This is a genomic window from Nitrospirota bacterium (assembly GCA_015233895.1).
In the GTDB taxonomy this organism is placed as follows: Bacteria; Nitrospirota; Thermodesulfovibrionia; order Thermodesulfovibrionales; family Magnetobacteriaceae; genus Magnetomonas.
In genome coordinates, this window is sequence record JADFXG010000013.1 from 70,064 (window position 1) to 84,661 (window position 14,598).

The following is a 14,598-nucleotide window of genomic DNA, read 5'->3' on the forward strand; positions in this document are numbered from 1 at the left end:
CTATGTTGAGCTTGAGCTTGAGCTGGATGATGAAGAGCTTGAACTCGTTGAACTTATTTCCTTAACGTTACCCATGTACGCTGTGGTGCCGTCACTTAGAGTCAGCGAGGAAACTCCGTTGCTGAAACTTATGCCTGTTATTTGCCCTGTTGTCCCGTCATTCATGGTAACGTATTTGCCTATCATGTTTGCTGCCATCATATTATTTAAAGAGTTTGAGTACGTGTTTAGAGTCGAAACCCCGCTCTGTATGTTGCTAAGCGCCTCTACTGAGGCAAATTGCGATAACTGGCTTGTGAAATTAGATGAATCCATTGGGTTCATCGGATTCTGGTACTGGAGCTGCTTTGTAAAAAGCTGCAGAAAATCCGTGGAATTTAAAGTCCCGTTTGTTGACGAGCTTGAGCTCGACGTAGTACTCGATGATGTTGTGCCTGACGAATCAGTGGCTGACGTTACACTCATATCAATCCCTCCTTTTGCTTACGCAAATATGCTTACCTTGCCATTATCTAAGTAACCAGAGCGTCTCACGGATGTAATCTCCTCCTCCTCTGGTAATTCCCCATCGGAGCCCTTTTTATTGCCAGATCCTTGTTGTTTTTTGTATTCACCCTGGTTACCTCTGTCTTTTAATGAAACAGAAAAGTCACCGACTGTTAACCCCTCTTGTGTTAAAGCTTTTACTATATCGTTTAAATTCTTTTCAATTATCGCCCTTGATGCTTCATCGGAGGCTCTTATATCGGCATGAATCGTACCGTTTTCCATGTTCAAATGTATTTTTACGGAGCCAAGGCCGTCCGGCTCCAGCCGCACCTCTATTGAGCTGTCACTGAGTTTGCTAATACTGAAGGTGTGGTCATTTATTTGAAGAGGTGTTTTTGGGACTGCGATTTCATTGTTTACGTTATGAGGTGCCGCCATGGTATTTTGCTGTGCTTTTTCTGCGCCAATGGCTTGTTGTGTGCCCTGAGTGTCGTTAATCTCAACTACCTGTTCTTTGCCGGTTTTGATATCAGCCGGTTTATCCTGCTTTTTTTCTCCGGTATTATTATCTGTCTGTGATTGTACTACATCCTTTGTCAGTGTGTCACCGGTATCTAAATTCTGTGATTTTAGCATGTTCGGGTCAAACTTTTGTTTTGGTGCGTTTGAATCTGTCTTTTCTTTTGGCAAGTTAGCATCTGTGTTTTCTTTTAGTGCATTAGCATCTGTGTTATCTTTGAATAAGTTTTTAACTGCTGCATTCATTGCATCTGTTGCCTGTACTTTTTCCTCATTGGGATTACTGTTTTTTGCTGCTAACTCTTTTAAAAGTGCTTCTGTATCAGGTTTGGTATCTGTCAGTATCTTTTCAGCAGAACCCGTATCTTTATTGCTTTTAACGTCAGTGTTTTTAACATCAGTGTTTTTAACATCAGTGTTTTTATCGTCTTGTTTTGGCTCATCAGCCGATTTTTTAATGTCTTTAGCGCCGTCAGGGTTTAGAACACCTTTTCCGCCAAGGGTCTTCATATCAATTGAGGGGGCTGCTTTTTGAAGTGCCACGGTCCCTGTATCTGAGGATGCTCCATCAGGTAAATTTGTTACGGCATTATTGCCGCCTAATAGAGTCATTAAAAGCATAGAAGCTGACACAGTGCCTGCCAAATCCGTACTCTCCTTATCATCAAGTACCTTGTTTAAAACCGAGCCAAATTTACCCGATGAGCTGTTCATACCCTGAGGCACTCCCATCTGTTGGACCTGCTGAGTCTGGCAGCCGGCTCCGAGTAAATTTACTACATTTATATCACTCATACAACAATGGAATTGCAAATCTCATACCAAATAAACAAAATGCTTATATGACAATTAAGAGAGATGAATTTTATGGAAAAAACTCAGTTGGGAGAGGAAAAAGTTTTCACTTAAGAGGAAAACTTTTCTTGATGCTTGCCATTTTTTCAGTAAGAGAGGCAACCTTTCTGGGTTCTATCTGAGCCATAGCGGCGCCGGCTTTTCTTGGAGCCATCTTCAGCAGAAGATTAACAGCAGTGTCCTCATCGAGGGCGCTAATGCGTGCCCCTGCCTCTTCAGCCGGCATGGCCTCATAGTCTTTCACAACGCGCTTAAAGCGTTCATCATCGGGCTGTTGCAGTTTTAGCAGGGCATCATCTATTTGTTTGAGGATACTTTGATACTTTGCCACCTTATCGTCTATGTCTGTTTTAAGCGCATCAAGACGTGCTGCTTCTTTTTTTAAACTTTCCTCTTTCAGCGCAATTTCCTTTTGCCTTGCTGCACAGTCCTCCTGCCCTTGTACTGAGGCGCAGGGAAAAGTAGCAAATACGATGCAAATCAGGCTAATTGCGCGGAAGCCTTGACAGATACGCGAAATCCATTTCACGCTGAGTTTGCCTCTCCATTTTTTTGCTTTCATCACTTACCACCCTGTCTTTCAATACCTCCACTGTTTTCACCTCTCGGTAGGCCTCTACGAGCTCTGTCTGTTTTTTTTCCATCTCTAAGGTTTTCTCTGCTACAACTTTAGTTTGTGCATCAATTTTCTTGTAGAGGGTCTCTATGTAATCATAATACAGGGTGAGTTCGTAACCATTTATATTTCTTGAGTTTTTCTTTTTATCCAAAGCAGCTGTGTTATCCGCCAGGTGTTTTTCCAGCAAGGCAAGCTGGCTTTGTTCTGTTTTCAACACTCTCCATGCCTTTTGCAGTTCAATCTCAGCCTCAGATTTTTTATACTCTTTTACCTGTATAATCCGTTTAAGCGTGTCAAGCCTTGCCATGAAATTATCTCACCTAAAAAAGCTTGTAAAGTAAGTCTAATGTGGTATTAAAATCTCTGGCCTCGGTCATGGACTGCCTTAAAAAGCCGTTTAATCTGTCTATCATAGAAAGTGCAAAATCCACCTTTTGATTTGACCCCTCTTTGTAGGCTCCAAGGTTTATCATATCCTCAAATCTCTTATAAACAGCCATGGTTTCTATAAATTTGCCGGCTGACGTTTTGTGCTTCTCTTCTATTATATCAGGCATTACCCTGCTGATTGAACGGAGAATATTTATGGCCGGGTAGTGGTTTTCCATGGCAAGCTCTCTGGAAAGGACAATGTGGCCGTCAAGGATTGAAGTGGCAATATCGGCTACAGGGTCAGTCAGATCATCGCCCTCCACAAGCACTGTGTACAGCCCTGTGATGCTCCCCTTACCCTTTATCGTTCCAGCACGCTCTAGCAGTTTTGGTAAAAGCGCAAACACTGAAGGCGTGTATCCCTTAGAGGCAGGGGGCTCACCTGTAGCAAGCCCTATCTCCCTTTGAGCCATTGCAACTCTGGTCAGAGAGTCCATAAAAAGAAGTACATCTTTACCCTCTGCCCTGAAGTAATCAGCAATTGCCGTTGCTACAAAGGCGTTTCTTACTTTAGCCACTGGTGACTGCTCGGAGGTTGTAACGACAACTACGGAACGTTTCATTCCCTCAGGCCCAAGGTCGCGCTCTATAAACTCCCTCACCTCACGGTTTCTTTCACCTATCAGAGAGATTACGTTTAAATCCGCACGCGTATATTTTGCCATCATACCCAGAAGAACACTCTTGCCCACTCCGGCACCCGCCATTATGCCTATACGCTGTCCTTTACCAATTGTAAAAAGTCCGTTTATCGCTGAAATCCCAAGGTCTATGGCCTCTCTGATTCGTTCCCTTTGAAGCGGATTAACCAGTGTTGAGTAAAGCGGATAGTGCGATGCATATATCGGTCCTTTACTATCCAGAGGCTCCCCTGATTCGCTGATTACGCGGCTTATAAGTCCAGTCCCCACACGCACCGATACCTTACGTCCCATAGCCCTGACTCTGGAGCCAGGCCTTACCAAAGATATATCCCCTATTGCCATAAGAAGCATCCTGCCGTCTTTAAACCCTACCACCTCGGCATCCAAAGAAGCGCCGCTATCTGAGTATATCAAACAGGTTTCTCCCACAGCTGCATTTACACCGGTGCACTTTATGAGAATTCCGGTTATCTCAACCACTCTGCCATATACCCTGACAGGGTTGGATTTGTTTACAGTTTCAAGGTACGAATCAAGGTCAACCGCCTGCATCCAGTTCCCTCATATCCTCTATAATGTTATCCAGAAGCTCAAGCGGGTTAACAGACACCTCCTCAAGCGGACCTATGACTACAGCGCCCTCAGGGGGCAGTGCCGGATCAACTTCAAACAGTATCTCAGGGTTCAACTCCGTAAGCTCGGCTTTCCTGGATAAAAACATATCGTAAAGCGCTGGGTTTAGTTTTATTGTTACAGAACCGGTCTTTTTAAGTCTGTTTATTCCCTCTTTAACAAGCCTTACTAAAACATCGGGATTTATTTTAAGCTCTCCCAAAAGCGCAGCCTTTGCTACATCCAGAGCCAGTTGTATAACCTTCGGCTGAAGAGTGTTTAATGCGCCTTCTTTAAAATTGCGCAGGTCTTCGATTATTTTAGCTAGTGCATCTAAAAGGGGCAGGTTTTTTTGATTAAACTCAGTAATGGCCTGATTTTGGCCGGCCTCTCTGCCTGCGTTAAAACCATTTTCGTAGCCTTGTCTTTGTGCCTCCTGTTCTAACTGGCGGGCGGTTTCCTGTGCCTCCCTGATGATTTCCTCAGGGTTTGGCGCTGGTTCCTCCGGCTCAGGAGCATCAGGTTCCTCCGGCTGAGGGCTGCTTAGCTGAATTTCAGGAGCGCTCTCTTCATCCGGCAGTTCGGCGTCTTGTACACTCTCTGAGGGTGTGTCCTCAACTGCTGCCTCACTTTCACTCTCAACATTGCCATAGTTTTTTCCATCTAAAGAGGGCATCGAAAATCGCTCAACTTTGCCGCCCTTGATTACTCCCGACCTATACAAGCTGCTCTTCCTCAGAGCTCCCGGGCAGTATTATCTTACCCTCTTCACTGAGTTTTCTGGCTATCTTAATTATGCTTTGCTGTGATTTTTCAACCTCTGACACCCTTACAGGCCCCTTTGACTCCATCTCATCTTTGAGAATTTCTGCCGCCCTCTTTGACATGTTCTTAAACACCTTTTCTTTGAGCCCCTCTGAGGCAGTTTTAAGCGCAAGCGACAGATCCTCCGTGCTTACCTCTTTAAGAACCATCTGAATTCCTCTGTCATCAAGTCTCGTAAGGTCTTCAAATACGAACATAAACTGTCTTATCGCATCGGCAAGTTCATAGTCATGGCTTTCTATGTTTTCAAGAATCAACTCCTCAGTTGCTTTATCTATTGAGTTTAGAATCTGAGCTACCTTTTTAACGCCTCCGACCTTTATTCCCTCTCCGCGTTCAAGATCAAGCTCACTCTTAAGCACATCCTCAATCTCCTCGATGGCGTCCATTGGTATTCCCTCAGTAGTTGCCATTCGCATAGCCACATCCACTTTTAACGACTTAGGCAGGGTTTGAAGCACAATGGCAGCCTGCCCGGGGTCAAGTAAGCTTAGAATCAGAGCAATTGTCTGCGGGTGTTCGGTAAGAAGAAAGTTAGTGAGTTTTTTAGCATCCACTTTCTTTAAGTTTTCAAGGGTGGCCTCAATTGCGGCCTTTTCCATTATTTTTTTGGCGGTTTTTTCATCAAGGCCTTTGATTAACATATTTTTTACGTAATCGTTACCGCCCATATACATTTCGCCTTTTTCCACCTTCTTGGAGGCCTCTTGAAAAACCGCCTTCACTTCATCTTCTTTCAGGGATTTTATTTTTGTCATGACACTGGCAATCTTGCCTATCTCTTTCATGTCGAGAGTTTTCATAATCTCGGCAGCGGCATCCTCGCCAATTGCGGTCAAAAATATTGCGGCTTTCTCGTAACCGGTTAATTGCATTGCCATGCTTTAAGCCTCCTCACTCTCCAGCCACTGTCTTACTATTTTTGCAGCCTTAGACGGATTATCTTTAATCCACTTAGACCAGTCAGCCAACTCATCTTTCATCTGAGACTTCACTTTAGCAGGGGGGGCAGAGCCTTTGCTCTCAATGGCAAACTTAATGTCTGCCAACTTAACACTTTTGGGAACTGTCTTGTTTCTATCTTCAGCCATAACTCTTTTACGCCTCCTCGTGTTCCATCCATTCCCTTACAATCTGGGATGCCTGGTTGGGGTTATCCTGTACCCACTTAGCCCAGTCGTTTAAGTCTTGTAATATCCCTGGTTCCTCCTCCGGAGGCATTGACACATCTCGTTCTCTTTCAGGCTCAAGCTGTTTTTGTGACTGTTTTGCCTGCTTTTCTATAAGCTCCGGCATGGGTTTGAGTTTTGGTAAGTCAGGGGCCTGAGGCGGCTCTGTAAGAGACTTCATAATCGGACGCACCACAAAGATTATAAAAAGCAGCGCAAGCAACACCGGAGCCAAATACTTTGCAAGCATCACGCTGTCTTTGACATAATCGCGCTTTTCAGGCTCCTCCTTAGGAATTCCGCCAAATGGCATATTTATTACAGTTACCTCATCACCGCGCTTTTCAGTGTAGCCAATCGCTTTCTTTACCAGGTCTCCGTACTGTTTAAGCTCAACATCGGTTCGGGGTACATATACCTGCTCCGGAGCGGTTGTATCCTTCTTCTTTGCATCCTTTGGAGCCGTCTTTTCTTTATATATACCGTCAACCAATACTGCCGCTGATATTCTCTTTACAGAACCATAGGGGCCTGTCACATGGCTTACCACTTTGGATATTTCGTAGTTTGTGGTTTCACTTTGTTTCTGAGTAGAGGTCTGCATTCCGGCGCCCTGCAGGGGGGTTTTACCGGGAAGGTTGGACTGAACCCCCGGAATTCCGCCCGGGCCTGTCGTTACAGATTTTTCCTTCATTGACTGCTCACTGCGGACAACGCTTCCCTCCGGGTCAAATTTTTCCTCAGTCTTTTCGGTTTTTGCAAAATCCAGCTCAAGACTGACCCGGGCCTTGACCTTTTCCCGTCCCACAACCGGTCCCAAAATCTCGCCGATTCGCTGTTGCAGCTCTTTTTCAATCTTACGCTGATACTCAAGCTGTGTGGCTGTAAGACCTATCAATTCATCGGTCGGACGTGTCAGAAGTTCCCCCTGGCTGTTTAACACTGTGATGTTGTTTGGGATAAGGCCTTCAACACTGCTTGACACAAGATGCACAATACCCTGTATCTGTTCCTGCGTCAGTGCCTTTTTCTGTTTTAAATTCACTACGATTGAGGCTGTGGGCAGTTCTTTGTCTTTAACAAAGAGGGATTTTTCGGGTATTGCAAGATGTACTTTTGCCTTATCTATTTCCTCAAGCGAGGCTATGGTTCTTGCAAGCTCTCCTTCAAGCGCTCTCCTGTAGTTTAATTTTTGGACAAAATCAGTGGCTTGAAAATCAGGTTTATCGAAAATCTCAAACCCTACTCCTGTGCCTTGCGGAAGCCCGGCTGTGGCAAGTTGAATTCTGAGTTCATGGACTTTTTCCTGCGGCACCATTATGCTGTTTTGGGTGACCTTGTACGGAACTTTCAGGTCTTTGAGTTTAGCAACAATTTTACCTGCATCCTCGTCGGCTAAATTGGAAAACAAGACCTGGTAGGGCACCTTCTGGCTCCACGCAAATATTACTATTATAGCGGCCAGACCTAACACCACAAAACCAGCCATTACGGCCTTTTTTTTGTCAGGCCAATTTTTTACCTTTTCAATTAAAAGTTTAATGTCAGCCATATAATTATGTTTCCAAATCACAGGCCGCCATGCTTAAAAGCTCAACCGGTGAGAATCCCTACCCCCTATACCTGCATCCTCATGACCTCTTCATAGGCACTAAGAAGCTTGTTTCTCACCTCTTGCATAATCTGAAAAGACATGTCGGCTTTCTCCATGGCAAGCACAGCATTGTTAATATCTCCCCCTGAGGCCAGATCATCTATAGCCTTATCCGCCTCCTTCTGGATATTATTTACCTTTGTCAGGGCATCTTTTAAAACATTGTCAAATCCCCCTCCGGCACTGCTGTCATTAGTAGTGGCAGCAGGGGTTTGTTTGTTAAGCTCCTGAGCAAAGTTTGTTCCGGTAATTTTACTAAAATCAGCCATTTATTATTTCCCAATATCCAAAGTTTTCAAAAACATGCTCTTAGACGTGTTAAAAGCAGCTACATTTGCCTCATACGCTCTGGTGGCCATCATCATGTTGACCATTTCCTCTACCACATTTATGTTTGGCATGGCCACATAGCCGTCCTGATTAGCATCGGGATGGGACGGATCATAGACCATCATGGGAGGATTAGGGTCCTCGTATATCTGCGCAACCCTTACCCCCTCGGTGTGGTTCCTTATATCCGGGTCCAACAAAGCTGTCTGAAACACAACGTCGTGCCTTTTATACGGGCCGCCTTCTTTTGTCTGCGTTGTGTGAATGTTGGCCAGGTTTGAGGCTATCGTGTTCATACGCTCACGTTGTGCCTCAAGTCCCGATGCACTTACCTTAAATACGCCAAATACTTCCATCCTATTGTGCCGCCGTCTTGGCTGCCGATTTATATAGCCGGTACTTTGTTGAAATTAACTTAGTTGCCCCTTGGTATAGTAAACCATTTTCAGTCATCTTTGAGATCTCCATATCAAGTTCCACGTTGTTCTTATCACCCCAGAACAGGGTGTCTTCATCAATCACTGCGCCCTCATGCCCCGGTTGCGTTCCGGTTTTATAGTGCATCGGAGATGTTGCAACCATCTTTAACCTTGCCTTATCAAAAAACGCATTAAAATCTATCTCCTTTGCCGTATATCCCGGGGTATCGGAGTTTGCTATGTTTGAGGACAGCACCTTTTGCCTTGCTGTCGTATAGTCCATTAAGGAGGTAAGTGTTTTAACTCCATCATCCATGTGACCGCTCCTCTGTGGGCAATGCCATCTGCAACAAGGGATCAAAAACCCCTTGGCACTAACCCGCTCTCTCTGTGCCGTTTGTTAACATCTAACTCCTTGTCTACCTAAGCAACCCAGTGCCCTGACATTCAACTGCTAGTAATAATGTATCAATAATCATGCCAAATATCATATACTGCTAAAATCTTTAAATTTACTTTAATACCTACCACCAAACTCATTGTTTATAAAGCATAATTTAGCGTACAATATCACCTTGCCCAATCGTATAAGGCGTCAAAAAACGGTTGAAAACCGTTATTTGAGCGCCAAAAAACCTACACACCGGGAAAATCTTTCCCATATTCGTTTAATTTATTTCGTATCGTTCTGACACTTACGCCAAGAATCTTAGCAGCCTTGGTTTTATTTCCGTCAACTTCTTTTAGTGTCTTAAAGATTAGGTCTTTCTCCATTGCCCTTATCCCTTTTGAGTCAGAATCTGTCACAGGAGCAACAGGGTCGTTAAATAAGAAATCATCTGTATCTATAAACTCGGTGCGGGAAAGCAGCACTGCCCTGTGAATGACATTTTCAAGTTCCCGGATATTTCCTCTCCACGGGTTTTTCTCAATAATAGAGATAGCTTCTTTTTTAATACCCTTAACGTTTTTGCCAAGCAGTGAGGCATATTTCTTAACAAAATACTCACTCAGTGCAATCACATCCTCGGGGCGCTCCCTGAGGGGCGGTATATGAAGCGGAAAGACACTGAGCCTGTAATAGAGGTCCTCTCTGAATCTGCCCTCGGTGCTTTCCTTGTAAAGATCCCTGTTGGTAGTGGCGATTACTCTTGTGTCTATAGGAATGGTCTGTTTACCTCCGACCCGGTCTAACTCCTTTTCCTGGAGCACCCTGAGTAACTTTGCCTGAAGAGGGAGCGGCATCTCCCCTATTTCATCTAAAAGGATGGTTCCGCCGCTTGCCAGCTCAAACTTACCAAGTTTTCTGTCCGTTGCACCCGTAAATGCCCCCTTTTCGTGTCCAAACAGCTCAGACTCCAGCAGGTTTTCCGGTATTGCAGCACAGTTTACACCAACAAACTGTTTTTGCTTTCTTTGGCTTGATTGATGAATAAACCTTGCTACAAGTTCCTTACCGGTGCCGCTTTCGCCGTAAATCAACACGGTTGTGTCTCCAGAGGCAACCTCGTTAGCAAGCATCAGGATTTTTTTCATCCTCTGGTTTTCCGTGATTATTTCCTTTACTGAGTTCATTCCCTCCATTATGGAGTTTATCTTACGGGTGAGGGTGTCAAAGGAAAACGGTTTCATGAGGTAGTCGGATGCCCCTTCTTTCATAGCCTCAACAGCATTTTCAACCGTACCAAAGCCAGTTATCACAAGCACCGGCAGACTGCCCACGCGCTTTTTAACCTCTTTGAGAAAAGTAAGGCCGTCCATCTTAGGCATCTTCATATCGGTCACAACCAACGCAATAGGAGTAGTTGCAAGTTTATTCAGGGCATCCTGGCCGTTTTCAGCCACCACTGCCGCAAACCCAAGCCGCTTTATGGCCTCCCTCAGAGCATCCCTCATCTGGGGGTCATCATCAACTACAAGTATGGGTTTCATCTAAAATATCCACTCCTTAACTTTCTATTGTATAAAACAACAAAGACCACACCTGCCTCTTCATATAATACAACTTTTCGCTGTTTTTTGCCACTATCTTAAACGTCATGGTAATTTTTATTTCGATTTTTTCATTTTGTATCTTGATAATGGTTTGGGGTATCGCGATATTTTTCATTGTATAGCATAAAAAATATTAGACATAATAATGAAGGTAGAACAATCTTCCATTAGTGTACATTATGGTGCATTATTTATAGAGGTTTATTGAGCAAAAAAAACAAACAAGTAGGTTCAATGCTGTTGAGTTCAAAGTAATAATCTGTATAAATTTTTTCATCTGTTCATCTGTTGTGCGGGCGGAGCTCGCAATAAGACTTTTTAAGCGGCGGAACGCCGATTAAAAAAATCGTTACATCATAAGCACACCAAACTGACATAATATTAAACCACCCAATCGTAATCAAAAACATGGGGTTAAGGGGTCGAGACCCATTACAGGTGAGGGTCTAAGGGAGAGGGCAGCGCCCACTCCCTTATCACTTTATCTAACTTCTGGCGCAGTCCGCGTGGCTGCCCTTGATTTTTTCAAGAGCATGGGGGATAACGCCGGTTACTACGGCAAGGTTTTCTCTTACAGCTTTTGTGCTCCCTGGAAGGTTAATTATCAGAGTCTGTTTGTAAACGCCAACTACAGCACGTGAGAGCATTGATCTGTCGGTTTTTTTAAGTCCCTCTGCTCTCATTGCCTCTGCCATTCCTGGGATTTCACGCTCTATTACTTCAGATGTGGCATCAGGCGTAACATCATCCGGAGTTAACCCAGTGCCTCCGGTTGTTATAATCAAATCAGAAATATGGGAAAGCTCAATGAGTTTTTCCTTAATTATCGCCTTATTATCGGGCACAACTTTATAAGATACCGTCTCTATGCCGATGTTTTTTAAAATTTCGCTTACCACAGGGCCGCTTTCATCCTCACGCTTTCCGGCATGTCCCCGTGTGCTAACAGTTATTACCGATGCCTTAAACATCGGTGTCCTGAGTTACTACAATAACGTTATCGCCGGGTCTTAGCAGTCCACCTTTCAGGATTTTCACAAAAATCCCCTCTTTAGGCATAACACAATCTCCTGCCTGATAGTATATCTCACAGTGGCTGTGGCATTCCTTGCCAATCTGAGTCACCTCTGCCTCTATATCGCTGCCCAGTAGCATTTTTGTACCGATTTTAAGCTCAGGCAGAGGAATTCCCTCAGTCGTTATGTTTTCGGCAAAATCACCGCTGTCAACATCAAGCCCCAGCGCCTGCATTTTTCGTATGCTCTCTATCGCAAGGAGACTCACCTGCCTGTGCCACGACGAGGAGGCATGGGCATCACCCTCGATTCCAAAATTATCCCTGACAACGGCCTCCTTCACAGGCTTCTTTCGCATTCCCTTGCCAGGGCTTATGTTTATTGACACCACTTTGCCTGTCACAGTGTTACATTTTACCACATACTACCGGAAAAATTAAAATAGAAAGTACAAATCTGGAAAACATAGCAGTTTTTAATAAAGAGCTGCTCCAAGGGCAGCCAGCATATCCGGCGTTTCGTGTACGTGGATGTTTTTCTGAAGTGTGTCTTTAAACATGTCAACCAGAGTGCCGTTTAATGCGCATCCGCCTGCAAACACAATATCATCTTTAACATCTATACGTTTAGTCAGAGCAGTTACTTTTTGTGTTACACTGCTATGTAACGCATATGAGATCGCCTCTCTTTTTATTCCCTTGTTAATTAATCCAATAACCTCGGACTCTGCAAACACCGTGCACATGCTGTTAATGGATATGTTACTGTTATCGGAGGGATAACCATCCCTGCCAAATTCCCTGATATCGTAGCCGAGGGCTTTAGCCATAATCTCAAGAAAACGCCCGGTGCCTGCAGCGCACCGGTCGTTCATCTCAAAAGACTGAACTCCTCCGTCTTGTTTTAAAGATATTACTTTGGTATCCTGTCCGCCTATGTCTATCACAGTGCGGCAGCATGGAAAAACCTCTCTGGCTCCACGGGCTACCGCCTTTATTTCGGTTATAGTGTTTGCATTGCCGCTGATCTCCATTAAATGCCTGCCATAACCGGTTGCCGTAAGTCTGTCTGCTCTGTCAGAATCAAACAACTCCTCACATACCGACATGGGATTATGTCCGGTTTCTTTTTTGTAAAACGAAACAGCGCCGTCTTTATCTATAACGGCGTATTTGATAAACCTGGAACCGATATCCAACCCTGCTCGCTTCAATTACTGTTACCCTCACGGATAACCTCAAGGAACGCCTCCACCCTAGTTTTAAGCTGCCCCATATCCTCAAGAGAGTAATCGGTTTCAATCCGCAGAAAAGGCATATCTTTTTCTTTGAAAACACTCTGTACCTTATACGATTCCATCATGTAAAGCGTGCAAAATAAGAGTGCATAGTGAATAATTCCGTTAGCATTAAGAGTTTTCATCATCTCCTCAAGATTATCCAACCGCTCAGTATTTGGAGTAAAACAAGCGCAGTCTATAGTCATATACCTCTCAGCTATCGCCTCAATGCCACCCTCAACTGTAGAGAAATTAGTGTCAAGCAAGGTACGGTAGTTCCTCTCTCCCACACATGACTCTTCACCAACAACGACTGCCCCTGAACCCTCTATAACTGCATGAAGTTTCCAGTTGGGAATTGCCATAGGAGAGCCTGCTATCATGACCCTTGGACTGCCCTTTGGCGCAACTCCGACGCCACTCTTAACACGTTTATCGAGTTCATCGCAGAGTTCGTTTAGTTTAGCGGTAAATCTTACCGGATTGTCAAAAAACGATATCTGGTTAATCAAGAGCGCATCAAGGCCGGATATAGGAGCATGGTCAGCAGCCCTCAGCTTTGACAATCTCTGAAGTGCCAGTCTCTTTTCATTAACAATCCGTATGCTTTCCTTAAGTTTTTCCACGGTTATTTTCTCAGATGATAGCTCTGTAAGTTTATCGGCAAATTTTTCAACTTCCTCTTTCCATAAAAATCTGTCCGAGTCATCCTTTTTGTGTGGCACCTCCATCACATAGACCTTACCCGTTATCTCATTAAAGGCCTCGTATGCTTTTTTCTTGCCATCACAGGTTGTCTCCCCTACGATTAAATCAGCAGATTCCACATAAGGGCACAGACCGCTTAATTTAAATCCCATAAATGATTTTATGAGAGCACACGTGTTTCTGGGTATGTGGGTTTCAGCGCTGTCACTGCCAACCTCAGCCCCTGAGCATAGCCCAATACATACGCCGTTTACGGCAAGTATCAGCTCTTCAGGCACAAATATACAAAAAGTTCCGATAATTTTCTTGTTTGCCTTTTTAGCCTCAAGCAGTTCTTCTATCCTCAGGCCGTGCACCTCCGAAATTACAAAATCGAAATAATCCATTGCTGCCGGACGGTTTTTCTGAGACAGATAGATGTTCTTGTACGCATTGGTTAACACAGAAAGCAACCCGTCGTGAGCCTGCAGGTTTAATCCAAGCTCCTTCCACATAGTAGTGTAATCTTTTGACATAAGTCCTCCATTTAACAACTTGATTTATTGCAGCAAAGCTGCAAAAAAATCGCTGTTTAGCAAAAAGGGAGAACTATGGATAATGATGTGAACGGTTTCTGAGTTAAAACAAGGTTAATGACAACGACAAGCTAAGCCTCCCTTGTTGGTAAACCTCGACCAGGTTTAGCGCAGATCTTCAGCCAAAGCCACGGCATTTAAGTTTACGAATACCAACTTCAGAGACTTTTAACAATTTGTATCCTCTTTCTTTAATAGTAAAGATTGGATAGTTAAGCAAAATTAAACTTCAAAAGTCAAGTAGAGACCGTTGCAAAAATCATTTTTCAGCCAAAACTTTACAAAAAACACAATTGTAAATATACCAAAATTCAAAAAGATATTCATATTGATTGGATATATTCAATAAACTGTGTCAAGTGTGAAATCACCTTAAACGGTAATATCCAATTTTAGCCTACCCTCAAAAAATAAAGCAAGTTGAGAGACAGTCTGGCTCCAGTTTCTCAATGGCTGTC

Annotated in this window: 17 protein-coding genes; all 17 read right to left on the reverse strand. The window is 44.0% G+C overall.

Features of this window, described 5'->3' with window-relative positions:
• The 17 genes from flgD to HQK88_10530 all read right to left on the reverse strand — a co-directional run bounded on the left by flgD (position 1) and on the right by HQK88_10530 (position 14,080).
• Entirely contained in the window at positions 1 to 465 is a 465-nt protein-coding gene (flgD, locus tag HQK88_10450) for a flagellar hook assembly protein FlgD (protein MBF0617219.1), read from the reverse strand.
• 18 nt (positions 466 to 483) lie between these two features.
• The gene (locus tag HQK88_10455) at positions 484 to 1,740 is read right to left on the reverse strand and encodes a flagellar hook-length control protein FliK (protein MBF0617220.1); all 1,257 of its coding nucleotides are present in this window, start codon (positions 1,738 to 1,740) and stop codon (positions 484 to 486) included.
• Between the two features lie 169 nt (positions 1,741 to 1,909).
• A complete protein-coding gene (locus HQK88_10460) occupies positions 1,910 to 2,392 on the reverse strand; it encodes a hypothetical protein (protein MBF0617221.1) in 483 nt (160 codons plus the stop codon).
• Positions 2,349 to 2,789, reverse strand: coding sequence for a flagellar export protein FliJ (gene fliJ, locus HQK88_10465; protein ID MBF0617222.1), 441 nt, complete (start codon positions 2,787 to 2,789; stop codon positions 2,349 to 2,351). Before fliJ ends, HQK88_10460 begins: the two co-directional genes overlap by 44 nt.
• A gap of 13 nt (positions 2,790 to 2,802) precedes the next feature.
• The gene (locus HQK88_10470) at positions 2,803 to 4,110 is read right to left on the reverse strand and encodes a FliI/YscN family ATPase (protein ID MBF0617223.1); all 1,308 of its coding nucleotides are present in this window, start codon (positions 4,108 to 4,110) and stop codon (positions 2,803 to 2,805) included.
• The gene (locus HQK88_10475; GenBank protein ID MBF0617224.1) at positions 4,097 to 4,894 is read right to left on the reverse strand and encodes a hypothetical protein; all 798 of its coding nucleotides are present in this window, start codon (positions 4,892 to 4,894) and stop codon (positions 4,097 to 4,099) included. The genes HQK88_10470 and HQK88_10475 overlap by 14 nt, the downstream gene beginning before the upstream one ends.
• Positions 4,887 to 5,876, reverse strand: coding sequence for a flagellar motor switch protein FliG (gene fliG, locus HQK88_10480; GenBank protein ID MBF0617225.1), 990 nt, complete (start codon positions 5,874 to 5,876; stop codon positions 4,887 to 4,889). The genes HQK88_10475 and fliG overlap by 8 nt, the downstream gene beginning before the upstream one ends.
• A gap of 3 nt (positions 5,877 to 5,879) precedes the next feature.
• Entirely contained in the window at positions 5,880 to 6,086 is a 207-nt protein-coding gene (locus HQK88_10485; protein ID MBF0617226.1) for a hypothetical protein, read from the reverse strand.
• 7 nt (positions 6,087 to 6,093) lie between these two features.
• A complete protein-coding gene (gene fliF, locus HQK88_10490; GenBank protein MBF0617227.1) occupies positions 6,094 to 7,716 on the reverse strand; it encodes a flagellar M-ring protein FliF in 1,623 nt (540 codons plus the stop codon).
• Positions 7,717 to 7,781: 65 nt separating this feature from the next.
• Positions 7,782 to 8,087 (reverse strand): flagellar hook-basal body complex protein FliE, encoded by a 306-nt coding sequence (fliE, locus tag HQK88_10495; GenBank protein ID MBF0617228.1) that lies wholly within the window; start codon positions 8,085 to 8,087, stop codon positions 7,782 to 7,784.
• 3 nt (positions 8,088 to 8,090) lie between these two features.
• Positions 8,091 to 8,504, reverse strand: coding sequence for a flagellar basal body rod protein FlgC (gene flgC, locus HQK88_10500; protein MBF0617229.1), 414 nt, complete (start codon positions 8,502 to 8,504; stop codon positions 8,091 to 8,093).
• Between the two features lies 1 nt (position 8,505).
• Positions 8,506 to 8,883: a flagellar basal body rod protein FlgB gene (gene flgB / locus HQK88_10505; protein MBF0617230.1), complete on the reverse strand. Its 378-nt coding sequence runs from the start codon at positions 8,881 to 8,883 to the stop codon at positions 8,506 to 8,508.
• 320 nt (positions 8,884 to 9,203) lie between these two features.
• On the reverse strand, positions 9,204 to 10,499 hold the full coding sequence (locus HQK88_10510; protein MBF0617231.1) for a sigma-54-dependent Fis family transcriptional regulator: 1,296 nt from the start codon (positions 10,497 to 10,499) through the stop codon (positions 9,204 to 9,206).
• Between the two features lie 548 nt (positions 10,500 to 11,047).
• Positions 11,048 to 11,533: a MogA/MoaB family molybdenum cofactor biosynthesis protein gene (locus HQK88_10515; protein ID MBF0617232.1), complete on the reverse strand. Its 486-nt coding sequence runs from the start codon at positions 11,531 to 11,533 to the stop codon at positions 11,048 to 11,050.
• The gene (locus HQK88_10520; protein MBF0617233.1) at positions 11,526 to 11,981 is read right to left on the reverse strand and encodes an MOSC domain-containing protein; all 456 of its coding nucleotides are present in this window, start codon (positions 11,979 to 11,981) and stop codon (positions 11,526 to 11,528) included. Before HQK88_10520 ends, HQK88_10515 begins: the two co-directional genes overlap by 8 nt.
• A gap of 72 nt (positions 11,982 to 12,053) precedes the next feature.
• The gene (locus HQK88_10525) at positions 12,054 to 12,791 is read right to left on the reverse strand and encodes a hypothetical protein (GenBank protein MBF0617234.1); all 738 of its coding nucleotides are present in this window, start codon (positions 12,789 to 12,791) and stop codon (positions 12,054 to 12,056) included.
• The gene (locus HQK88_10530) at positions 12,788 to 14,080 is read right to left on the reverse strand and encodes a 2-hydroxyacyl-CoA dehydratase (GenBank protein ID MBF0617235.1); all 1,293 of its coding nucleotides are present in this window, start codon (positions 14,078 to 14,080) and stop codon (positions 12,788 to 12,790) included. Before HQK88_10530 ends, HQK88_10525 begins: the two co-directional genes overlap by 4 nt.
• Between the last annotated feature and the right edge of the window lie 518 nt (positions 14,081 to 14,598).